Origin of the sequence: Streptomyces sp. Act143 (genome assembly GCF_003143935.1) — a bacterium.
In the GTDB taxonomy this organism is placed as follows: Bacteria; Actinomycetota; Actinomycetes; order Streptomycetales; family Streptomycetaceae; genus Streptomyces.
Genome location: NZ_QFRX01000001.1, coordinates 9331162 through 9352889, shown reverse-complemented (window position 1 = coordinate 9352889; position 21728 = coordinate 9331162). Strand labels below are relative to the sequence as shown.

Genomic DNA, 21728 nt, shown 5'->3' with positions numbered 1-21728 from the left:
TGGAGACCGCTCTCTCATGGAGACCGCTCTCACGGCGGACCGCTCTCAAGGGAGACCGCGATGCCCTCGTCCCCCGTCGCATCACCCTCCACGGCCGCCGAGCGGACCCGGCAGCTGCGCCTCGTCGCGGCTTCCGGACTGCTCGGCACCGCCGTGGAGTTCTACGACTTCCTCGTGTACGGAACGGTCGCCGCACTCGTCTTCGGCGAACTGTTCTTCCCCGGCGCCGATCCCGCCGTCGGCACGATCGCCGCCTTCGGCACCTTCGCGGCCGGCTATGTCGCCCGCCCGCTCGGCGGCGTCCTCTTCGGCCACTTCGGCGACCGGCTCGGCCGCAAGTCGATGCTGCTCCTCACGATGGGCCTGATGGGCGGCGCCAGTTTCCTCATCGGCCTGCTGCCCACGTACGACACGATCGGCGTCTGGGCCCCCGTCCTGCTGATCACCCTGCGCGTCGTCCAGGGCATCGCGATCGGCGGCGAATGGGGCGGCGCCACCCTGATGGTCGTCGAGCACGCGGGCGAGCGGCGGCGCGGTCTGTGGTCCAGCTTCACGCAGATGGGAGCGCCGCTCGGCTCGCTGCTGTCCACGGCCGTCGTGGCGTACGTCGTCACGCTCCCGAAGGACGATTTCGCGGCCTGGGGCTGGCGGGTGCCGTTCCTGCTGAGCGTCGTCCTGCTCGGCGTCGGCCTCTTCGTCCGCCTGAGGGTGGTGGAGAGCCCGCTGTTCGCCCAGGTGAAGAAGGACCGCGCCGAGTCGCGGCTGCCGATCCTCGACGTCCTGCGCAACCCGCGCCCGGTGCTGCTGGCGTGCTGCGTGGGCATCGGCGCGTTCACCGCCCAGTCCCTGCTGACCAGTTACCTGATCGCGTACGCCACCGGCATCGGGTACGCCCGCCCGCAGGTGCTGGACGCCCTCACCGTCTCCGCCTGCGTGGCCCTCGTCGTGCTGCCGTGCGCCTCCGTGCTCTCCGACCGCGTCGGCCGCCGCCCGGTCGTCCTCGCCGGAGCCGTCGCCTCGGCCGCGCTCGCCTTCCCGGTGCTGGCGCTCGTCGACTCGAAGTCGCCGGGCCTGCTGATCCTGGCCGTCGTCCTCGGCCACGGCATCGCCCAGTCCACGATGTACGGCCCGCTCGGCGCGCTGCTCACCGAGATGTTCGGCACCGAGATCCGCTACACCGGCGCCTCCCTCGGCTACCAGGGCGCCACCCTCGTCGGCGCCGGCTTCTCCCCCATGATCGCCGGGAGCCTGGTGGCCGGCAGCGGCAGCAGCACGCCCGTCGCGCTGCTGCTGTGCGGTGGCGCCGCGATCACCGCCCTGACCGTGTGCTTCGTCCGCGAGACCCACCGCACCGACCTGGCCGGGTCCGCCGCACGTCCCACCGCCCCCCACACGGAGGAGATCTCCGCATGACGACCGGAACCCGTACCCGCACCCGTCCTCGTACCCGCACGGCGTCCGCGCTCGCACTCCTGCTCACCCTGGCCGCCCTGCCCACCGCGACAGCGGCGGCCGGCACCACCACGGACGTCAGCCATCTGGAGGGCCGGCTCCCCTCCGGCGCGGCCTACATGATGGACGTCCCCGCGTCCTGGAACGGCACCGTCCTGCTCTTCAGCCACGGTTACACCCCCGGCCCCGCCAACCCGGCCCGCAACGTCACCGACGACACCACGAAATCGCTCCTGCTCGACCAGGGTTACGCGCTCATCGGCTCGTCCTACGCCACCACCGGCTGGGCGGTGACGGACGCGGTACCCGACCAGTTGGCCACGCTCTCCCTCTTCACCGACCGCTTCGGGACGGCACGGCGCACCCTGGCCTGGGGGCAGTCGTACGGCGGCCTCGTCACCACCGCGATCGCGGAACGGCACGCCGACCGCATCGACGGCTCGCTCTCCCTGTGCGGCCTCGTCCACGGCGGTGTCGCCAACTGGAACAACACCCTGGACCCGGTGTTCGCCCTCAAGACGCTGCTCGCCCCGGACGCCGACATCCCCCTGACCGGTCTGCCGGACCAGGCGACCGCCACGAACGCGGCCGACGCCCTGACCGGCGCCGTGGATGCGGCCCAGACGACGGACCGGGGCCGGGCCCGGATCGCCCTCGCCGCCGCCCTGCACAACATCCCGGGCTGGAACCAGCCGACCCAGCCGCGGCCCGCCGAGACCGACTGGGACGCCCGGCAGGCCAACCAGTACGCGGCGATCAAGGGCCTGTTGAAGACCGCCGCGTTCAACTGGCGGCAGGAGGCCGAGACGCGGGCGGGCGGCAACATGTCCTGGAACACCGGCGTCGACTACGCGCGCCTCCTCGGCAAGTCGTCGGTACGCAAGGAGGTCACCGAGCTCTACAAGAAGGCCGGGCTCTCCCTGAAGGCCGACCTCGGAGCCCTCGACCGCGCCCCGCGCATCAGCGCCGACCCGACGGCCGTCGCCTGGATGGGCGGCACGAGCTCCTTCACCGGCCGCCTCACCAAACCGCAGCTGTCCGTGCACACCACCGGCGACGCCCTCGTCCCGGTCCAGACGGAGAGCGCCCTGAAGCGGGCGGTCACCGCCGCCGGGGCGTCGCACCTGCTGCGGCAGGCGTACGTCGACAACGCGGGCCACTGCACGTTCAGTCCGGCCGAGCAACTGGCCGCGCTGCACGCCCTGGAGGACCGGATCGGCTCGGGCGCGTGGCGGGGCGTCGACGCGGGCGCCCTCAACTCCCGTGCGGCGGCGGCCGACCCCTCGACGCCCGCCCGCTATGCGACGTACCGACCGACGCCGTACCTGCGGCCGTACGACCTGACCCACCCGGGTGACGCGGGGTGAGTCAGCTCCTACCGGGCCGGTGCCGGAAGAGGTCGTCGAGGTAGGGGCGCCGGCCGAGGAGGCGTGGATCAGGGGCACTTCGTTCGCCTGCGCTGAGTCCCTGCGGGCCATCTGCGGCGTCGCCGGGTTCACCCCGGTGATCGCCCTCGACTCCAACCGCTGTCCGGCCACGCCGGCCATGGTGGCGGCCGGGCACGGTACCGCCCTGGTGCCGAGTCCGGCGCTCGCCGCTCCCCCGCCGGACGTCACGGTCCGCCCACTGCGTCCGCTCCCGCCGCCGCGCCGGTTGTGGGCAGCCACCCAGGGGCGGTCCGGCGCGGCGGTGACGCATCTCGTGGACTGCCTCGTCGCGACGGCGACGGCGCTGCCGCGCCTGGCTCTCACCGACCCGGGCAGCCCTCGTCGGTCCCCCTGACACGCCTGCCGCGGCTGTCGGTCACCTCGATGGTGACCGTCGCGGCGGACTCGTCGGTGAGGTGGCGGGCGGCGGCGGCCGTGCAGATGACCTGTCGGGTCGCGAGGTCGGCCAACGGGCCCATGCCCGGGGGCAGTTTCACCAGCAGGGCGTCGCCCCGCCCCGTCACGGTCGGCGGTGCCGCGGGGGCGCGCGGGCGGGGCATGGCGGTGCCCAGCCTCTTGCGCGCCTCATCGAAGGTCGGGCCGCCGATCAGCAGTTCCAGGGCCGCCGCCGCGTCGCCCGGGAACGCCGTGGTGCGCGGGACCGCGACCAGCGTGCCGTTCTGGACGAAGTAGACCGACGTGACCGGGGTGATCCCGCTCGCGGGTCCGCCGGCCTCCACCACGCCGGTCGCGGGGATGCCGCAGGAGGACAGCGCGAGGAGGGCCGGTGCCACCAACAGGGCCGCGGTGAAAGGGAACTTCACGACAGCCGCTCCGAGTTCTCCGGGTTCTTCGCGTTCTTGGAGTTATTCGAGTTCTTGGAGTTCTTCGAGTTCTTCGAGTTCTTCGAGTTCGAGGGCGCCGTGCCAGGCACGCCGTCCTTCGTCATGTCGTCCGGCGGCATCTCGTCCCGCACCAGCGGAAGTTCGACGGTGAACACCGCGCCGCCCGCCGGATGGTTCGCGGCACGGACGCTGCCGCCGTGGATGCGGACGTTCTCGGCGCTGATCGACAGGCCGAGGCCGCTGCCCTCGGACCGGGGCCTGGCGGTGTCCGACTTGTAGAACCGTTCGAACACATGGGGCAGTACGTCGTCGGGGATGCCGGGACCGCTGTCCCGTACCTCGATCACGGCCCGGTGGGCACCGGAACCGGCCACGCTCAGCCGCACCCGTACCGGACGCGCGCCGTGCTTGAGGGCGTTGCCGACCAGGTTGGCGACGACGACGTCGAGGCGGCGCGGGTCGACACGGCCGCGCACCGCGTCGGGCGGCGGCAGCTCCGTCTCGACCGCGTCCGTCCAGCCGCGGGAGGCGAGCGTGCGCCGGATCGACTCGGCGAGGTCGATCTCGTCCAGGTGCAGCACCGCCGCACCCGCGTCGAACCGGGAGATCTCCATCAAGTCGGCGACGAGACGGGTGAGTTTCACGGTCTCCTCGCTGATGAGCCGGACCGCGGTGGCGGTGTCCGGGTCGAGCCGGGCGGCGTCCTCGTCGAGGACGTCGGTGACTGCGGACATGGCGGCCAGCGGGGTGCGCAGTTCGTGGGAGACGTCCGCGGCGAAGCGGCGGGCCCGTGCCTCCATGTCGCGCAGCTCCGCCACCGACGCCTCCAGCGCGGCGGCGGTCTCGTTGAACGTGTGGGAGAGTTCGGCGAGTTCGTCGGAGCCGTGCACCGCGAGGCGGGTGTCCAGACGCCCCTCGGCGACCCGGCGGGTGGCGTGCCGCAGCGCCCGCACCGGCCGCAGGACCCCACGGGCGGCGAACAGGGCGAGGACGACGGCGAGCAGCAGGGCGGGAACCAGGGCCCGTTCGACGGCGTCGACGAGCGCGTCGACGTATGCCTGTTCGGTGGTCTGCGGGACGACCAGGAACACCCGGACGCCGGACGCCAGCCGCGAGTGGTCCGGGTCGCCGAAGGTGATCGACATGCCGACGACGAGCGAGGTCCGTCCGTCCGCGCGCACCCGCTGGAAGACGGTGGCCCGGCTGGCCGCGACCGCTGCGCGGACGGCGGGCGTCACTTCGGGGAAGGCGTCGCCGGGGACGGACCCGGCGCTCAGCCCGCGGTACGTGGCCAGGACCCGCCAGCTTCCCGTGGCCTCACTATCCGCCACGCCGGTGGCGAGCCGCTGCAGCGTCAACCGGTCGGGAGGGTAGCCGAGTTCGGGGGCGCGCTGGTCGAGCTGGGACCGCAGCTGCCGGATGACGGCGTCCTGGCTCTGCTGGAGCACACCGGTGCGCGCCTCCCGGAAGGTGAGGGCTCCGGTCGTGGCGGCGGCGACGGCCGCGACGAGTCCGAAGGCGACCACGAGCCGTGCGCGCAGGCCGCGCAGCCGACGGCGTCTCACGGGGCGGCGAAGCGGTAGCCGAAACCGCGGACCGTGTGGATGTACCGGGGCGCGCGGGGCGGTTCGGACATCTTGGTGCGCAGGCGTTTGACGCAGGCGTCCACCAGCCGGGCGTCGCCGTGGAAGTCGTGCTCCCAGACCGCCTCCAGCAGTTGCTGCCGGCTGAAGACCTGGCCCGGCGAGGCGGAGAGGGTGAGCAGCAGCCGCAGTTCGGAGGGGGCGAGCGCGATCGGCTCGCCGCCCAGTCTGACCGTCAACCCGGCCCGGTCGACGGAGAGTTCCCCATAGGTGTCGATCTTCGGAAGGCCTTCACCGGTGGGCGTGCCGCCCGCGCGGCGCAGGACGGCGCGGATGCGGGCGTCGAGCACCCGGGCCGTGACGGGTTTGACGACGTAGTCGTCGGCCCCCGCCTCCAGGCCGATGACGATGTCCACCTCGTCACCGCGGGCCGTGGCCATGATGATCGGCAGCGCCTGGTCGACGGCCCGTATCCCGCGGCAGACGTCGAGTCCGCTCTTGCCGGGCAGCATCAGATCGAGGACCACGATGTCCGGCCGGAACGACCGCAGGTGCGCCAGCCCCTCCTCCCCCGTCGCAGTGGCGGCGACGTCGTGGTTCTGACGGCGCAGCGCCAGCGCGACGCCCTCGCGGACGGCGCGGTCGTCTTCGATCAACAGCACACGTGGCATGGGGTCAGTATCCACAGGGACGACCAGGACGGGAGTTACCTTTTCGTTATCCGACGAGCCAGGTCCGATCACATTGCGATCACAACGTAAACGATCGTGACCAAGCACAAGCGAAAACCCGTCAGCAGCCACCGTCGCAGGGGTTCCGTAACGACCCCTGACCGACGCCGCACGGTTCAACCGGCCTTCGGCCTCGCCGCGTTGGCCGTTCTCGGGGCCGTCGGCTGCACGGTGTTGGCCTGGCCGCAGCCGGACACGTCGGGCCGGCCGTCGGAGAGCTCACCGGCGGAACCGGCCACGCGCACGTCACCGCCACCGGCCAGGAAGCCGAGCGGCACCCCCGCTCCGCGCACGTCCCCCTCCCCCGCGAAGCCCCCCGCCCTCCCCCGGCAGGGCCCCGGAACGTATGTCACCGCACCCGGCGGGAGCGCGAAGGCCGGCAAGGGGACGGCCTTGCGCTACCGGGTCGAGGTGGAGAAGAACATCGACCTGTCCGCCGCGGAGACCGCCGAGACGGTGGACCGCATCCTCGGCGATCCCCGCGGCTGGACCGCCGACGGGCACTCGGCGTTCCAGCGGGTCGCCCACGGCCCGACCGACTTCGTGGTCCGCCTCGCCACCCCCGCGACCGTCGACGCCGTCTGCGGCCGGGGCGGCCTCGACACGGGCGGCCGGTACAACTGCAACACCGGCGACCAGGTCATGGTCAACCTCGACCGCTGGGTGCTGGCGACCCCCGTCTACGCCGAGGACGTCACCGCCTACCGCGCCCTGATCATCAACCACGAGGTGGGCCACTTCCTCCACCACGGCCATGTCACCTGCCCCGGCAAGGGGGAGCCGGCCCCCGCGATGATGCAGCAGATCAAGGGCATGCACGGCTGCGTCCCCAATGTCTGGCCGTACGACTCCGAGGGCCGGTTCATCACCGGCCCCGCCGCTCCGTGACGCGGTGCCCTCGGCGGCGTCGCCGCACCCGCCGGCCGTCCGGCACCGCTCCCGCCCCGGCCCCGCTACGCCCGGGGCTTCGCCTCCCCCTGCGCCGCCTGCAGATCGGCGAGCAGCTCGGCCTGGCCGGCCAGGACCCCGGAGAGGATGGTGCGGGCGACCCGGAGGAGTTCCACGACGTGCGGGCTGGTCAGCGAGTAGTACACGTTCGACCCCTCCTTGCGGGTCACGACCAGGTTGGCCCGCCGCAGCACGGCCAGCTGCTGGGAGAGATGGGCGGGCTCGATGCCCACCTCGGGCAGCATCTCGGCGACGGCGTGCTCACGCTCGCTGAGCAGCTCCAGGACCCGGATGCGGGCCGGATGACCGAGCGTCTTGAAGAACTCGGCCTTCAGTTGGTACAGCGGCGTACTCACCCTGCCGTCGCCTCCCCGGTACGGGAGCACGGCCCCGTCGGCCGGGCCCCGGCCCCTCGCGTCGACCCACACGTCACGTCCATGTCCCCCATCCTCGCCTGTCCTTCCGGCAGCACCGAATCCGGTCCCGGAACCGGGGTGCCCGCGCCGCGCCGCCACCGCTCACCCCACCGCGCGGGCGAGCCGGAACCCGGCGACCGCCTTGGGGTGCAGGCGCAGGAGCGTGTCGTGCGGGCCATGGGTCCAGCCGGGCAGGGCGCGCTGGTGGTGGGCGGCCTCGTGCGGATCGGTGATCACCTCGGCGGGACCGCTCACGGTCACCGTCCAACCGGTGCCCGGTACGGCACGGATCTCGTCCACCTGGTAGGTAGCCGCCCGGGACGGGACCGGCGTACGGATGATCAGACGGCCGTACTCCCAGACGTGCCGGGCGGGCCGGACCGTGGTCAGCTCGCGCCGGACGAGCACCAGCCGGCCCAGGCCGCCGCCCTCCAGCAGCCACATCGCCTCCGCGCCGGAGAGCTCGACCATGCGGAGGAGAGCGGGGGGTGTACTCATCGGACGGCTTCCTCCCTGGAGGTTCGGAACGGGGACTCGGCGCGGGGCAGCAGCCCTGCCGTCCGGAGGGCAGGCAGGCTGTGCCCGCGGCTACCTGCGGGCACAGACATCACAGCATCTAACCAATTGCGAAATTATGCAATTAAGCACCAAGATGCGGCGCCTGCGACCCCGCCGCCGAGCGGGACCGCTCGTGGTGTCAGCCCTTCTTCACCACGCTCGACTTCAACTGCATCGCCCCGAAACCGTCGACCTTGCAGTCGATGTCATGCCCGTCGACGCCGTCGACCAGCCGGATGTTGCGCACCTTGGTCCCGGCCTTGATCCCGGAGGGGCTGCCCTTGACCTTGAGCGCCTTGACGACCACGACCGTGTCGCCGTCCTGGAGCACATTGCCCACGGAGTCCTTGACGACCCGCCGGCCGTCACCGTCAGCGTCACCGGTGGAGCCCTCGGCGGGCACCCATTCGTGGCCGCACTCGGGGCACACCACCAGGGCGTTCATCTCGTAGGTGTACTCGCAGGAGCACTTCGGACAGGGGGGAGGATTCTCGATCATCCCGTCAGGGTAACCAGCCGCCTTCGGCCGAAGGCGGCCTACCCGCCCCGCACGGGTCCCATCAGACTGGGACACCGGCAACGCGCTCCCCACCCGGCCGACCGTCCCCAGGGAGACTCCGGTGTTCAGATCCCGCCGCACCATCGTCAGACACTCACGCTCGTCCGCCGCGGCCCTGGGCCTGCTGGTCCTCGCCGCCCTCGCGGGGTCCGGCACCGGCGCCGCAGCGGCGCCCGCGGGCCACGCCTCGGTGACCGGCGCGACCGCCGCCGTCGAATCGCTGGGGATCGCCGGGACGAGCTGGGCCGTGGACGAGGGCACCGGACGGCTGCGGGTCCTGGCCGACGCCTCCGTCTCGGACCGGGACCTGACCAGACTGCGGCAGACCACCGGACGTTTCACCGGCGCCGCCACCCTCGAACGGCTCGACGGCCGCCTGCGCACCCTCCTGTCCGGCGGTGACGGCATCTACACGGCGGCCCGGCGCTGCTCGGCCGGGGTCAACGTGCAGAGCGGCGCCACGTACTACTTCATCACCGCGGGCCACTGCACCGACGGGACGGCCACCTGGTACACGAGCGCCACGGCGGCAACGGCGATCGGCCCCACCACCGGCACCAGCTTCCCCGGCGACGACTTCGGTGTCGTCCGCTACACCAATGCGGCCGTACCGCACCCGGGCACCATCGGCACCGTCGACGTCACCGGAACCGCCACCGCCTACGTCGGCCAGAGCGTCTGCCGCCGCGGAGCGGCCACCGGCGTCCACTGCGGCCGGGTCACCGCGCTGAACGCGACCGTCAACTACGGCGGCGGTGACATCGTCTACGGCCTGATCCAGACCAGCATCTGCGCCGAGCCGGGCGACAGCGGCGGCCCGCTCTACGCCGGTGACAAGGTCATCGGCATCCTCTCCGGCGGCTCCGGCGACTGCACCACGGGCGGGACCACCTACTACCAGCCGGTCCAGGAGGCGCTGAACGCCTACGGGTTGACGGTCTACTGAGCTCCGCGGTCGCCGAGCCGGGCCGCCGCGGCACCGTGGAGCACGGCTTCCCCGTCGCCCGGTCCGCGCTGCCGGCGTCGCACGCCGGGCGCCGGGGCGGTGAGGACGGCGAGGCAGGCGACGACGAACGCGATACCGGCCCAACCGGCGGCGGGGAGCCGCTCGTTCACGACCAGGACGGCGAGTACGGCCGCGACCGCCGGTTCGAGCAGGGACAGCGTGGTGGCGGTGCTGGCGGGGACGTGCGCGAGCCCCCAGCCGAACAGCATGTACCCGGCGAACATGGGGACCACGGCCAGGTAGCCGCCGACCGCCGCGTTGGACCAGGAGCCGACGAGCGCGCCACCGGTGGCGAGCAGGACGGGGACGAGGAGCAGTCCGCCGATCCCGAACACGGCGCCCATCGCGGCGCGGGAGGCGATCCCGCGCCGGATGAGCCGGTGTGCGGCCCAGGAGTACAGGGCGTACGTCGTGGCGGCGACCAGGCCGAGGCCGATGCCGAGCAGCGTGGCCGTCACGGACGCCGTTCCGCCGGCGTCGGTGGCGCGGGCGGCCTCGGCGACGCACAGCAGCGCGGTGCCGAGCAGGCCGAGGACGGCGGCGAGCATCCAGCGGCGGGTGAGCCGGCGGCGGTCCAGGACGCGTTCGATCACCGCCGAGGCCAGCGGGGCGGTGCCGAGGGAGACCACGGTGCCGACGGCGACTCCGGCCAGGTGCATCGAGGTGTAGAAGGCCGGCGGGTAGATCGCCACCGAGACCGCGCCGAGGAGCACCGTGCCGCGCCGCGCACGCAGCCGTCCGGCGTCGCGGGCGATCTGCGGTGCGGCGACGAGGGCCTGGAGGAGTCCGCCGAGGCCCATCGCGACGGCACCGATGGCGAGCGGGCCCACCTCCGGGGCCAGGGTGGCGGCCGTACCCGTCGTCCCCCACAGCACGGAGGCGGCCAGCACGCACAGGGCCCCCGTCACGGCGGATCCGTCGCCTCCGGCACCTCTCACAACCGGTCCAGCAGGGCCGCCGCGAGTGAGCGGGCGTGCTGGAGGCGCACGCCGTCGCCTTCCAGGCCGGCCCGGGCCATCGCGCCCTCCAGCAGGAAGGAGAGGTGCTCGGCCAGGGCGTGGGCGGTGTCGGGGCGATCGGGCAGCAGGTGCTCCAGATGCCCGGCGATCAACCCCTCGACCTCCTCCTTGTGGGCGCGGACCAGGGCCCGCCCCTCGTCCCCGGCCGGAAGTTCGGCGGCGGCGTTGAGCAGACCGCAGCCGCGGAACCCGTGCTCGTAGGCGAAGGCCGCGTGATCGGCGTAGGCGTCGAAGACCGCCAGCACACCGTCACGCGGCCCGTGGGCCTGCTCCAACCGCGCCCGGTACAAGCCGAACCATTCCTCGTGCCGCGCGTCCAGATAGGCGCGGACCAGTTCGGCCTTGGAGGAGAAGTTGTTGTACAGGCTCATCTTCGCCACACCGGCATCGGCGGTGATCGTGTCGATGCCGGTCGCGGCCACCCCGTCGGCGTAGAACCGGCGGGCCGCTGCCGCCAGCAGCCGCTCCCGGGCGGGACGCCGGCGTGGCCTCCCGCCCGTACTCGCGTCGGTGTCGCTCATCGCCATCCAAACTAGGTAGGTAGATCTACCTATATTGTAGCGGACGGCGAAACCGGGACACCCCGGCCACCGGGCCCTAGCCGCGGTACCGGAACACGATCCGGCCGCGTGTCAGGTCGTACGGCGGAAGCTCCACCAGCACCCGGTCCTCCAGCACGATCTTGATGTAGTTCTTGCGGATCTTTCCGCTGATGTGCGCGAGCACCTGATGGCCGTTCTCCAGTTCCACGGTGAACATGGCGCTGCGCAGACACTCGACGACCCTGCCCTCGACCTCGATGACGTTCTTGTGCTTCGTCATCGGACCAGCTCCAGGTTGCTGCCCACCGGCCGGGCGCCGGCGCCCCCGAACAGGGCGGCGGCCGCGTGGTTGGACTCATTGATCTCGGTCCAGGCCGCGTCGGACCCGGAGCGGTGCAGCGTGGTGAGCGCGTGGGAGAGCAGCGCCCGCGCGATGCCCCGGCGCTGCTCTCCGGCCCGGACCGCGACCAGTCCGATGCGCGGCCGCTTCACCCGGACCACCCGGATCAGCCCCAGGTAGCGGTCCGGCGCCGCGGCCACCGCGTACGTCGACGGATCGACCACGGTGTCGCCGGCGGGGCGGGGAACGACCTCCGCGGGCATCGACTCCCAGCCGACGCTCGCCTCGACCTCGTCACGGATCGCGCGGTCCACCGCCCGCAGCAGGCCCTCGTCCGCCTGCCCGAAGGGCACGATCGTCACGCCGGAGGGCGGCTCGACCGCTTCGAGCCCGGTGACCCGCGGGTCGGTCGGTACGACGTACTCCCACTCGCGGCGCCGGACCGCGAAGCCGGCCCGCCTCCAGCCGGCCGCCGACTCGGCGTCGGCCTCGTCGACGACCGTGTACAGCGGCGCCGGCAGATGCGCCACCATCGTCTCGGCCAGCCGGTCGAAGGCGGCGTCGCGCCAGGCGTCGACGGTGACGAACAGGCGTCCGTCAGGCCGGTGTTGGGCAAGTCCGCGGCCGACCACCAAGTCGTCGTCCAGGGCATGCCACTGCCGTTCCGCGACACGCGTGATCATCACCGCGTCGTCGCCCGGGCAGGAAGTGAAAGGCGTGGTGTTCATCGGCGTCTCCTCCCAGGAGTGCCTCGATCTCAGGCGCTCCTGGCGACACCGAACGTCAGCCGCAGGACCGTGGCGGGATAAGGGAGCACCCATGGGTGACTGTGTTCACGGGGCTCACCTCCCTACGACGACTTCACGGTCCGCCGTGAACGTAGCAGCGGGTCGCCGCCTCGCTCAAAGCCTTTTCGGAACGGCCTCAGGAGCCCGCGAGGAAGGTGAGGCGCACCTGGCGCCGCGGGTTGTCCTTGTTCGTGTCGACCAGGCACACCGACTGCCAGGTCCCCAGCTCCAACTGTCCGTCGATCACGGGCAGTGTCGCGTGCGGCGGCACGAAGGCGGGCAGGACGTGGTCGCGGCCGTGGCCGGGGCTGCCGTGACGGTGCTGCCAGCGATCGTCGGCGGGGAGCAGGGTGTGCAGGGCGGCGAGGAGGTCGTCGTCGCTGCCGGCGCCCGTCTCGATGACGGCGATGCCCGCGGTGGCGTGCGGGACGAAGATGTTGAGCAGGCCGTCGCGGCCGGCCGCGGCCTCGCGCAGGAAGGCCGCGCAGTCGCCGGTGAGGTCGACGACCCGCTCCGTCGATCCGGAGGTGATGTTCAGGACCCGGGTGGTGAACGCATCTGACATGCCTCCCATCCTCACCCATGCGCCCGGCCCGGTGAGCGATCTGCCGCCCGTCCCGCGATACGGCGGGTCCAGTCCGCGAGACGCCATTGACCATGACCACGCCATCTGGCTACGTTCGGCGGCATGTTGCGTTCAGCCCTGCTCACCACGCGCGGTCACATCGACCTGCTGCGGGTGGCCTCCGCCGCGTGTCGCCGCGGCTGCTGACGCCCCCTCCTTCTCCTCTCACCCCCGCGCCACTTTCTGCCCGTCCGCGTTTCTGACGCGGCGGCGCTCCGGCGTACCCCGTTCTCCCCCTCCGTGGAGCACTCGTGAGCATCAGTCATGCCCCGCCCAGCGCCGCCGAACCGGATATTTCCGGTATGCCCGCCGCTGGTGGCCCTCTCGCCCTCGAACCCCTCGTCCCCGCCTCCTCCCGGCGCACCCGCGTCCCGCGCTGGCTGCGCCGCACCACCGGTCCGGCGGTACTGCTCCTGCTGTGGCAAGTCCTCAGCGCCACAGGTCTGCTGACCTCCGACGCACTCGCCTCGCCCGGGCGGATCGCCCGGGTCGCGAGCGACCTGATCGCCGACGGCTCGCTGGCCTCCGCCATGGGCACCTCGCTCCAGCGGGTCGCCGCCGGACTGCTCCTCGGCATTCTCGTCGGCACCGGACTCGCCCTGATCTCGGGCCTGTTCAGGATCGGCGAGGATCTCGTGGACGCGCCCGTCCAGATGCTGCGGACCGTGCCGTTCGTCGGGCTGATCCCGCTGTTCATCATCTGGTTCGGCATCGGTGAGGCACCGAAGGTCGCCATCATCACGCTCGGCGTGACCTTCCCGCTCTACCTCAACGTGTACGCCGGCATTCGCGGCGTGGACGCCCACCTCATCGAGGCCGGTGAGTCGTCGGGGCTGTCACGGTGGGGGCTCGTGCGGCATGTCGTGCTGCCGGGCGCGCTGCCCGGCGCCCTGACCGGGCTGCGCTACTCGCTCGGCATCGCCTGGCTCGCGCTGGTCTTCGCCGAGCAGGTCAACGCGGACTCCGGCATCGGGTTCCTCATGGTGCAGGCGCGGGACTTCCTGCGGACCGACGTCATCGTGGTCTGCCTCATCGTCTACGCCCTCCTCGGCCTGCTGGCCGACTTCGTCGTCCGCTCCCTCGAAAGGCTGCTGCTGCAATGGCGACCGACGTTCACCGGCCGGTGAGTCCGCACCGGAGCACTCCTGCGGTGCGGGTGGCGGGGCTGACCCGCTCCTTCGACGGCCGTGCCGTCATCGACGCTCTGCAACTCAACATCGACCGGGGCGAGTTCGTGGCACTCCTCGGCCGCAGCGGCTGCGGCAAGTCCACCCTGCTGCGCATCCTGGCCGGTCTCGACCGGGACATCGAGGGCAGCGTCCTGGTGCCGCGCCGCAGGGCCGTCGCCTTCCAGGCGCCCCGGCTGATGCCGTGGAAGAAGGTGTGGCGCAACGTCCTGCTGGGGCTGCCCGGAAAGCCCGCGCGCGAGGTCGCCGAGCGAGCGCTGGAGGAGGTCGGTCTCGGTCACCGCGCGGACGCCTGGCCCAAGACCCTCTCCGGCGGCGAGGCCCAGCGTGCCGCCCTCGCCAGGGCGTTGGTCCGCGAACCCGATCTCCTGCTGCTCGACGAGCCGTTCGGGGCGCTCGACGCCCTCACCCGCATCAAGGCCCAGCGCCTGGTGGGCGAGTTGTGGCAGCGGCGCGGCTGCGCGGTCCTGCTCGTCACGCACGACGTCGAGGAGGCCGTGCTGCTCGCCGACCGCGTCCTGGTGATGGACGACGGGGTCATCGCCCATGAGCAGCGCATCGGCCTCGACCGTCCCCGCGACCTCACCGATCCGCGCTTCGCCGAGCTCCGCGCCGGCCTGCTGGAACGGCTCGGCGTCGACACCGCCGCCGCAGCCGCCTGAACCACCGTCCCCGCCCTCACGAACGGAACATCCGTCATGCGACGACGCCTCGTCCCCGCCGCCCTGCTCCTCCCTCTGGCCCTGCTGCTCACCGCCTGCGGCGGCAGTGCGACCGCCGGCACCGGTTCCGACACCGACGGCCAGGGCTCGCTCACGCTCGACGTCGGTGACCAGAAGGGCGGTTCGGAGGCGATCCTGCGGGCCGCCGGCGAACTCGAGGGCCTCGACTACAAGATCAAGTGGTCCACGTTCACCTCCGGACCGCCGCTGCTGGAAGCCGTCAACGCCGAGGCCGTCGACATCGGCGGGGTCGGCAACACCCCGCCGGTGTTCGCCGCGGGCGCGGGCTCGAAGATCACGGTCGTGTCCGCCTTCCACGGCACGTCCGAGGGCGACGCCATCCTCGTACCGAACGGCTCGAAACTGACCGGGCCCGAGCAGCTCAAGGGCAAGTCCGTTGCCGTGGCGCAGGGTTCGTCCGCCAACTACCAACTGGTCGCCTCCCTGAAGAAGGCCGGGCTGAAGCTCGGCGACGTGCACGTCAAGTACCTCCAGCCCGCCGACGCACTCGCCGCCTTCACCTCCGGCAAGGTCGACGCGTGGGCGGTGTGGGACCCGTACACCTCTCAAGTGCTCCAGGCCAAGCAGGGGCGGATACTGACCACCGGGGAGGGGGTCACCAACGGGCTCACCTTCCAGGTGGCCGCGCCCTCCGCGCTGCGGGACAAGGCCAAGGCCGCCGCCATCGAGGACTATCTGGGGCGGCTGCGGCGGGCCACGGCGTGGGTGCACGACCATCAGGAGGAGTGGGCGAAGGTCTGGGCGAAGGACACCGGGCTGCCCTACGAGGTCGCGCTGGCCTCGGTGCGGCGGACCAACGCCACCCGGATCTCGGTCGCGGTCGACAAGCCGCTGGTGGCGTCGGAGCAGGAGATCGCCGACACCTTCACCGAGCTCAAGCTGATCCCGGGGAAGGTCGACTTCGGTGATTTCGTGGACACGCGGTTCAACGGTGGCCTGCCGCCGTCGACCACGCCCGCGCGCACAGCGCAGCCGTAGGGAAGATCTGCGACCTCGGCAGAGTTGGTAGAAGCGTGAACAACACTGAGGTCGTCGTCATAGGCGCTGGTCAGGCCGGTCTGTCCAGCGCCTATCACCTGCGCCGGACCGGTTTCGAGCCCGCGCGCGACTTCGTCGTGCTGGACCACTCCCCCGGCCCGGGCGGCGCCTGGCAGTTCCGGTGGCCCTCGCTGACGTACGGCAAGGTGCACGGGATGCACTCGCTGCCGGGGATGGAGCTGACGGACGCCGATCCGGCGCGGCCGTCCGCCGAGGTGATCGCCGAGTACTTCGACACGTACGAGCGGACCTTCGGTCTGCGGGTGCGGCGGCCGGTGGACGTGCGCGCGGTGCGGGACGGTGAGGACGGGCGGCTGGTCGTCGAGACCTCGGCCGGGACCTGGGCGACGCGCGCCCTGATCAACGCGACCGGCACCTGGGACCGGCCCTTCTGGCCGCGCTATCCGGGGCAGGCGACCTTCCGCGGGCGGCAGTTGCACACCGCGCAGTACCCCGGGCCCGAGGAGTTCGCCGGGCAGCGGGTCGTGGTGGTGGGCGGGGGTGCGTCCGGCACCCAGCATCTGATGGAGATCGCCCCCTACGCGCTCGCCACCACCTGGGTGACCCGACGGCCGCCCGTCTTCCGTGCGGGCCCCTTCACCGAGGACGTGGGCCGGTCGGCCGTGGCATCGGTCGAGGAGCGGGTGCGGCAGGGGCTGCCGCCCAAGAGCGTGGTGTCGGTGACCGGGCTGCCCCTCAACGACGCGATCCGGCAGGCCATCGCCGACGGGGTCCTGGACCGGCAGCCCATGTTCGAGCGGATCACCCCGCACGGCGTGCAGTGGGCGGACGGGCGGCACGTCGACGCCGACGTGATCCTGTGGGCGACCGGGTTCCGTGCCGCCATCGACCACCTGGCACCGCTGAAGCTGCGCGAGCCGGGCGGCGGCATTCGCGTCGAGGGCACGCGCGCGGTCGCCGATCCCCGGGTGCACCTCGTCGGCTACGGCCCGTCCGCCAGCACCATCGGCGCCAACCGGGCCGGACGGGCGGCCGTGCGGGACATCAGGCGACTGCTGGCCGGAGAGCCCGTCGCCGCCTGATGCCCGAGGCCGTCGGCGTCACGTCCTGGGCTGCGCGCTCTTCTTCTGGGTCGCGTTGAACTCGGCGACATTGCGCAGGTGTTCCTCGTAGTTCGCCGTGAAGCGGGTGTCCCCCGGCTTGACCGTGACGAAGTACAGCCAGTCGCCGGGGGTCGGGGAGATCGCGGCGCGCATCGCGTCCTCGCCCGGGTTGTCGATCGGGGTCGGGGGCAGCCCCATGCGCTGGTACGAGTTGTAGGGGCTGTCGATCCGGGTGTCGGCGTCGGACGTCCGCAGCGTGGCACGGTTCAGCGCGTAGTTGATGGTGGAGTCCATCTGGAGCGGCATCCCGCGCTCCAGGCGGTTGAAGATGACCCGGGCCACCTTGCCCATGTCGGCCTTGGTGGCGGCCTCGGCCTGGACGATGCTCGCGATGGTGACGGCCTGGTAGACGTTCATCGCGTTGCGCTGGGCGCCGGCGGCGACGGGCGCGCCGTTGAACTTCTGGTTCGCGGTGTTGACCATGAACGACAGCAGCGATTCCGGCGTGGACTTGTCGTTCAGCGGATAGGTCGCCGGGAAGAGGTAGCCCTCCGGATTGCCCTCGGCGTCGTTCGGCAGCTTCAGAGCGGCCTTGGCCAGCGCCTTCTTCGTGGTGCCGGCCGGACGGGCGAGGGCCTTGTCGACGGCGTCGTACACCTGGCCGGAGCGCCAGCCCTCGGGGATCACCAGTGAGGTGGGCTTGGCGTCCTTGTCGCTGTCCAGGCTCAGCAGCGGCACCGCCACGGCGGTGCCGGCCACGACGGCCCCGGTCGCGATGAGGACGAGTCGGCCCCGGCGCGTCAGTCGAATCGTGCTCCGTGACGGAGTGTTCTGGTACATGCGGGCACGGTAACCCCCACATCGTTACAAACCCGGCATATCTTCAGCTTGTCGGTTCCAGTTGAGCATCCCGGCGTACGAGGGCCGCGTACCGCCCGTCCCGTTCCAGCAGTTCGTCGTGCGTGCCGCGTTCCGCGACGCGGCCGGAGTCCAGGACCACGATCTGGTCGGCACCCCGGACGGTGGACAGCCGGTGCGCGATGGTGAGCGTGGTGCGGTTGGCGGACAGGGCGTCGATGGCCTCCTGGACGGCCCGCTCGGTGCGGTTGTCCAGGGCGCTGGTCGCCTCGTCGAGGATCAGCACCGGCGGATCGCGCAGGATCGTGCGGGCGATGGCCAGACGCTGCTTCTCGCCACCGGAGAAGCGGTGGCCGCGCTCCCCCACCACCGTGTCGTAGCCGTCGGGCAGGTTCGCGATGTGATCGTGGATCTGGGCCGCCTTCGCCGCCGCGTGCAGTTCCTCGTCGGTGGCGTCCGGCTTCGCGAAGCGCAGGTTGTCGGCGACCGTGGCGTGGAAGAGGTACGTCTCCTGGGAGACCACGCCGACCGCGCGCGCGAGGGTGTCGAAGTCCAGGTCGCGGACGTCGACGCCGTCGAGGGTGACCCGGCCGCCGGTGACGTCGTAGAGCCGCGGCACCAGGTGGCCCAGGGTGGACTTGCCGGCGCCGGTCGAGCCGACGACCGCGAGGCTGCTGCCCGCGGGGACGGCGATGTCGACGCCGTCGAGCGTGGGCGCGCCCTTCTCGTCGTAGCGGAACTCGACGTTCTCGAACCGGACCTCGCCCTTGACGGTGTCCAGGTGGACGGGGTTCTCGCGCTCGGTGATGTCCAACGGCAGGTCGAGGTACTCGAAGATGCGCTGGAACAACGCGAGGGAGGCCTGTATCTGGACGCCGGTGCCGAGCAGGCTGACCGCGGGGCGGAACAGGCCCTGCTGGAGCGAGACGAAGGCGACGATCGTGCCGATCGAGACGTCCGGGCCGCCCATCTGGAGGGCGAGGCCCGCGGTCCAGTAGATGACGGCGGGCATGGCGGCCATGACGATCGTGATGACGGCCATGCGCCAGCGGCCGGCCATGTTCGCCTTCACCTCGAGGTCGACCAGGCGCTCGGACTCCTCCGAGAAGGACTGGGTGAGCGAGTCGGAGCGGCCCATGGTGCGGCCCAGGAGGATGCCGCTGACCGAGAGGGACTCGGTGACGGTGGCGGCCATCGCGGCCATCTGCTTCTGGCGCTGGGTGGTGATCTTCTTGCGTTCGTTGCCGACCCGGCGGCTGATCCACACGAAGACGGGGAGCAGGAGCAGCGAGACGACGGTCAGACGCCAGTCGAGGGCGACCATCGCGACGATCGTGGCGACGACGCTGGTGGCGTTGGAGACCAGGGAGGTCGCGGTGGAGGTGACGGTGGCCTGCATGCCGCCGATGTCGTTGGCGATGCGGGACTGGACCTCGCCGGTGCGCGTGCGCGTGAAGAACGCCAGCGACATGCGCTGGAGGCGGTCGTAGACGGCGGTGCGCAGGTCGTGCATGACGCGCTGACCGACGGTGGTGGAGATCAGGGTCTGCAGGACGCCGAAGACGCTGGTCAGCACGGCGCTGAGGATCATGCCGAGCGCCAGCAGGCTGAGCAGGCCGGTACGGCCCTCGGGGATCGCGACGTCCAGCGTCTCCTTCAGCAGGAAGGGCGTGGCGACGGAGACCAGTGAGGCGGCGCCGACGAGGAGGCCGACGACGGCGAGGCGGCTGCGATAGGGGCGGAAGAGCTTCAGGATGCGGCGGACCTGCCGGGGCTGCCCCGCCGTGCCGGCGTCGCCGGGCGGGGTCCATTTGAGTTCGTTGTCGGGGTGCATGGGCTCCTTCGGGAGGCTCGTCGTAAGAGACTTACGGACCTTAGCTCATAGTTACCTATACTCACAATGCACATAGTCCTGTTATTGTTCCCGCATGACCGACCCCGTGTCCGTGACCGGCCCCGCGACCGCCTCCGATCCCGATGCCCTGCTCGCCGAGCAGCTGCTGCGGTTCACGCGGCGTGTGCACCGCATCCAGAAGCGGCACATCGAGCAGAGCGGCATGGGTGTCACCCCGGCCCAGTCCCGGCTGCTGCGCACCCTCGCGCACTACGGCTCGCCGCCGCGCATGGCCGATCTGGCCGCGCGGCTCGAAGTCGTCCCGCGCGCGGTGACGACCCTGGTCGACGGCCTGGAGGCGGGCGGCAAGGTGCGGCGGGTGCCGGATCCGACGAACCGGCGAGTGATCCGGATCGAGCTCACGGACGACGGACGCAAGGCGCTGCGCGAGCTGCGGGGGGCGCGGCGGTCGGCGGCGGCGGAGATTCTGGCACCGTTGACGCAGGAGCAGCGGAAGGTGCTGGGCGGGCTGCTGGACACGTTGCTGGACGGGGACCCACCCGAGGCGGGGAAGCACTGTTGAGGGCATGGGAAAGGGCCGCGGCTGGTCGCCGCGGCCCTTTTCGGTGACGGGGGTCAGCCGGCCTCGGTCACCGTCTCCTTGGTCCGCTGGACGGGGACCCCGGGCGCGCCCTCTTCGGCCTCCTCGGTCTCACCGTTCAGCACCCTCTTGGCCTTCTCCAGATCCAGCGCCCCCTCCCACCGCGACACCGCGAAGACGGCGACGCAGTTGCCGAGCAGGTTCGTCACCACGCGCATGGAGTCCATGATCCGGTCCACGCCGAGCAGCAGCGCGACGGCACCGGCCGGGATCGCCCCCAGCGAGGACGCGGTCGCAGACAGGGCGAGAAAGGCCGAGCCGGGGATGCCGGCCATGCCCTTGCTGGTGAGCATCAGCACCAGGACCACGGTGATCTGCTGGCCCGGACTGAGGTCGACGCCGACCGCCTGGGCGATGAACAGCGTGCCGATGGACAGGTAGAGCGAAGCGCCGTCGAGGTTGAAGGAGTAGCCGGTCGGCAGCACCAGGCCCACGGCGTCGTCGCGGGCCCCCGCCCGGCGCAGCTTCTGCATGACGCGCGGCATGACGGACTCGGTGGACGCGGTGCCGAGCGCGAGGAGCATCTCGGCGCGGATGTAGCGCAGGAACTTCCAGAGGCTGAGCCCGGTGACCAGGCGCAGGGCGACGGCGAGGAGCGCGATGAAGAACGCGGCGGCCACGTAGCACAGGACGATCAGCTTGGCGTAGGTCTCGATGACGCCGAGCCCGTACTGGCCGATGAGGACGGCCATCGCACCGAACACCGCGATCGGGGCGAGACGCATGATGAAACCGACGACCGCGAAGATGATCTCCTGGGCCTGCTCGAGGGCGGGCAGCATCTGCGGCACCTTGGCGTGGCCGAGGTGGAGCAGCGCGGCGCCCACCAGACAGGCCAGGATGAGGACTTGGAGCAGCTCGTTCTCGGCGAACGCGCCGATGAAACTGGTCGGGATCGCGTTGACGACGAACTCGGTCGTCGAGGGCAGCTGACCGCCGCCGGTCTTGGCGTCCACCGCCGAGGCGTCCAGCGTCGAGGGGTCGACGTGCATGCCCGAGCCGGGCCGGCCGACGTTGGCGGCGAGCAGGCCGATGACCAGCGCGAGCGTGCTCGCCACCTCGAACCAGATCAGGGCCTTGAGCCCGATCCGGCCGAACGCCTTCAGGTCACCGGCCTTCGCGATCCCGACGACGACCACGCAGAACACGAGCGGGGAGATGATCGTCTTGATGAGCCGGGTGAAGCCGTCGCCGAGCGGCTGGAGGTCGGCGGCCAATCCGGGCCAGAGCTTCCCGACAACGATGCCGAGGACCAGTGCGCAGAGGACCTGCGCGAAGAGTGAGGTACGCAGTATGCGTGCGCCGCGTCGCGGCAGGGACGGGACGGACGGCGGCACGGGCACTCCTTGTGGGGGACGGTGGCACACAGAGGTCGAGGAGCAGAACTTCTGCGATACGGAAAGCGGTTTCCGTGTCGATCACTCTGACCGTGCCGTTGATCTCGCACAAGACCGCCGTGTTTCAGCCGCGTAAATCCCGCCTCGAGTGACGCATCGCACACAAC

At 71.7% G+C, this 21728-nt stretch carries 25 protein-coding genes; 11 read left to right on the top strand and 14 right to left on the bottom strand.

Annotated elements, in window-relative coordinates; translation table 11 throughout:
• Positions 1–60: 60 nt before the first annotated feature.
• Genes DI272_RS42780 through DI272_RS42770 form a run of 3 tightly spaced genes read left to right on the top strand, consistent with a single transcriptional unit; the run spans position 61 to position 3234 of the window.
• The gene (locus DI272_RS42780; RefSeq protein ID WP_109500516.1) at positions 61–1413 is read left to right on the top strand and encodes an MFS transporter; all 1353 of its coding nucleotides are present in this window, start codon (positions 61–63) and stop codon (positions 1411–1413) included.
• Entirely contained in the window at positions 1410–2819 is a 1410-nt protein-coding gene (locus DI272_RS42775; protein ID WP_109500515.1) for a S9 family peptidase, read from the top strand. Before DI272_RS42780 ends, DI272_RS42775 begins: the two co-directional genes overlap by 4 nt.
• 19 nt (positions 2820–2838) lie before the next feature.
• On the top strand, positions 2839–3234 hold the full coding sequence (locus DI272_RS42770; RefSeq protein ID WP_181387484.1) for a LysR substrate-binding domain-containing protein: 396 nt from the start codon (positions 2839–2841) through the stop codon (positions 3232–3234).
• On the opposite strand, the gene DI272_RS42765 is transcribed toward DI272_RS42770, so the two are convergent.
• The 3 genes from DI272_RS42765 to DI272_RS42755 are packed head-to-tail and all read right to left on the bottom strand — an operon-like array spanning position 3200 to position 5978.
• The gene (locus DI272_RS42765) at positions 3200–3703 is read right to left on the bottom strand and encodes a hypothetical protein (RefSeq protein WP_258314847.1); all 504 of its coding nucleotides are present in this window, start codon (positions 3701–3703) and stop codon (positions 3200–3202) included. The two genes, DI272_RS42770 and DI272_RS42765, sit on opposite strands and share 35 nt — an antisense overlap.
• Positions 3700–5289 carry a cell wall metabolism sensor histidine kinase WalK gene (locus DI272_RS42760; protein WP_258314846.1) on the bottom strand — a complete coding sequence of 530 codons (1590 nt, stop codon included), beginning with the start codon at positions 5287–5289 and terminating at the stop codon, positions 3700–3702. Before DI272_RS42760 ends, DI272_RS42765 begins: the two co-directional genes overlap by 4 nt.
• Complete coding sequence (locus DI272_RS42755) at positions 5286–5978, bottom strand: response regulator transcription factor (protein WP_109500512.1); 693 nt, start codon at positions 5976–5978, stop codon at positions 5286–5288. The genes DI272_RS42760 and DI272_RS42755 overlap by 4 nt, the downstream gene beginning before the upstream one ends.
• 201 nt (positions 5979–6179) lie before the next feature.
• Here DI272_RS42755 and DI272_RS42750 point away from each other — a divergent pair, with 201 nt between their 5' ends.
• The gene (locus DI272_RS42750) at positions 6180–6926 is read left to right on the top strand and encodes a DUF3152 domain-containing protein (RefSeq protein ID WP_258314845.1); all 747 of its coding nucleotides are present in this window, start codon (positions 6180–6182) and stop codon (positions 6924–6926) included.
• A 65-nt stretch (positions 6927–6991) separates the two neighbouring features.
• Here the strand turns inward: DI272_RS42750 and DI272_RS42745 are convergent, their stop codons facing one another.
• The 3 genes from DI272_RS42745 to DI272_RS42735 all read right to left on the bottom strand — a co-directional run bounded on the left by DI272_RS42745 (position 6992) and on the right by DI272_RS42735 (position 8459).
• Positions 6992–7342, bottom strand: coding sequence for a metalloregulator ArsR/SmtB family transcription factor (locus DI272_RS42745; RefSeq protein WP_181387483.1), 351 nt, complete (start codon positions 7340–7342; stop codon positions 6992–6994).
• Between the two features lie 162 nt (positions 7343–7504).
• Complete coding sequence (locus DI272_RS42740) at positions 7505–7900, bottom strand: pyridoxamine 5'-phosphate oxidase family protein (protein WP_109500510.1); 396 nt, start codon at positions 7898–7900, stop codon at positions 7505–7507.
• 199 nt (positions 7901–8099) lie between these two features.
• A complete protein-coding gene (locus DI272_RS42735) occupies positions 8100–8459 on the bottom strand; it encodes a zinc ribbon domain-containing protein YjdM (RefSeq protein WP_109500509.1) in 360 nt (119 codons plus the stop codon).
• Between the two features lie 121 nt (positions 8460–8580).
• Here DI272_RS42735 and DI272_RS42730 point away from each other — a divergent pair, with 121 nt between their 5' ends.
• Positions 8581–9465 (top strand): S1 family peptidase, encoded by an 885-nt coding sequence (locus DI272_RS42730; protein ID WP_109500508.1) that lies wholly within the window; start codon positions 8581–8583, stop codon positions 9463–9465.
• Here the strand turns inward: DI272_RS42730 and DI272_RS42725 are convergent.
• The 5 genes from DI272_RS42725 to DI272_RS42705 form a co-directional block, all read right to left on the bottom strand.
• Positions 9459–10433, bottom strand: coding sequence for a DMT family transporter (locus DI272_RS42725; protein ID WP_375138098.1), 975 nt, complete (start codon positions 10431–10433; stop codon positions 9459–9461). The two genes, DI272_RS42730 and DI272_RS42725, sit on opposite strands and share 7 nt — an antisense overlap.
• Before the next feature lie 26 nt (positions 10434–10459).
• Positions 10460–11065, bottom strand: coding sequence for a TetR/AcrR family transcriptional regulator (locus tag DI272_RS42720; RefSeq protein ID WP_109500507.1), 606 nt, complete (start codon positions 11063–11065; stop codon positions 10460–10462).
• Positions 11066–11141: 76 nt separating this feature from the next.
• Positions 11142–11366, bottom strand: coding sequence for a translation initiation factor IF-1 (gene infA / locus DI272_RS42715; protein ID WP_109500506.1), 225 nt, complete (start codon positions 11364–11366; stop codon positions 11142–11144).
• A complete protein-coding gene (locus DI272_RS42710) occupies positions 11363–12154 on the bottom strand; it encodes a GNAT family N-acetyltransferase (RefSeq protein WP_109500505.1) in 792 nt (263 codons plus the stop codon). The genes infA and DI272_RS42710 overlap by 4 nt, the downstream gene beginning before the upstream one ends.
• Positions 12155–12350: 196 nt before the next feature.
• Positions 12351–12779, bottom strand: coding sequence for a YjbQ family protein (locus DI272_RS42705; protein ID WP_109500504.1), 429 nt, complete (start codon positions 12777–12779; stop codon positions 12351–12353).
• 123 nt (positions 12780–12902) lie between these two features.
• Here DI272_RS42705 and DI272_RS46365 point away from each other — a divergent pair, with 123 nt between their 5' ends.
• The 5 genes from DI272_RS46365 to DI272_RS42685 all read left to right on the top strand — a co-directional run bounded on the left by DI272_RS46365 (position 12903) and on the right by DI272_RS42685 (position 16850).
• On the top strand, positions 12903–12986 hold the full coding sequence (locus tag DI272_RS46365; protein WP_349817350.1) for a putative leader peptide: 84 nt from the start codon (positions 12903–12905) through the stop codon (positions 12984–12986).
• Between the two features lie 104 nt (positions 12987–13090).
• Positions 13091–13966 carry an ABC transporter permease gene (locus DI272_RS42700; protein ID WP_109500503.1) on the top strand — a complete coding sequence of 292 codons (876 nt, stop codon included), beginning with the start codon at positions 13091–13093 and terminating at the stop codon, positions 13964–13966.
• A complete protein-coding gene (locus DI272_RS42695; protein ID WP_109500502.1) occupies positions 13939–14688 on the top strand; it encodes an ABC transporter ATP-binding protein in 750 nt (249 codons plus the stop codon). Before DI272_RS42700 ends, DI272_RS42695 begins: the two co-directional genes overlap by 28 nt.
• A gap of 36 nt (positions 14689–14724) precedes the next feature.
• The gene (locus DI272_RS42690; RefSeq protein ID WP_109500501.1) at positions 14725–15747 is read left to right on the top strand and encodes an ABC transporter substrate-binding protein; all 1023 of its coding nucleotides are present in this window, start codon (positions 14725–14727) and stop codon (positions 15745–15747) included.
• A 35-nt stretch (positions 15748–15782) separates the two neighbouring features.
• Positions 15783–16850, top strand: a complete 1068-nt coding sequence (locus DI272_RS42685; protein WP_109500500.1) for an NAD(P)-binding domain-containing protein — start codon at positions 15783–15785, stop codon at positions 16848–16850.
• Positions 16851–16868: 18 nt separating this feature from the next.
• Here the strand turns inward: DI272_RS42685 and mltG are convergent, their stop codons facing one another.
• Both mltG and DI272_RS42675 read right to left on the bottom strand, forming a co-directional pair.
• Positions 16869–17711, bottom strand: a complete 843-nt coding sequence (gene mltG, locus DI272_RS42680) for an endolytic transglycosylase MltG (RefSeq protein ID WP_109500499.1) — start codon at positions 17709–17711, stop codon at positions 16869–16871.
• 43 nt (positions 17712–17754) lie between these two features.
• Positions 17755–19563: an ABC transporter ATP-binding protein gene (locus tag DI272_RS42675; protein WP_109500498.1), complete on the bottom strand. Its 1809-nt coding sequence runs from the start codon at positions 19561–19563 to the stop codon at positions 17755–17757.
• Positions 19564–19657: 94 nt separating this feature from the next.
• On the opposite strand from DI272_RS42675, the gene DI272_RS42670 reads away from it, so the two are divergent.
• Positions 19658–20146: a MarR family winged helix-turn-helix transcriptional regulator gene (locus DI272_RS42670; protein WP_109500497.1), complete on the top strand. Its 489-nt coding sequence runs from the start codon at positions 19658–19660 to the stop codon at positions 20144–20146.
• Between the two features lie 53 nt (positions 20147–20199).
• Here DI272_RS42670 and DI272_RS42665 read toward each other — a convergent pair whose 3' ends face one another.
• Positions 20200–21561, bottom strand: coding sequence for a cation:dicarboxylate symporter family transporter (locus DI272_RS42665; protein ID WP_109500496.1), 1362 nt, complete (start codon positions 21559–21561; stop codon positions 20200–20202).
• Positions 21562–21728: the final 167 nt, after the last annotated feature.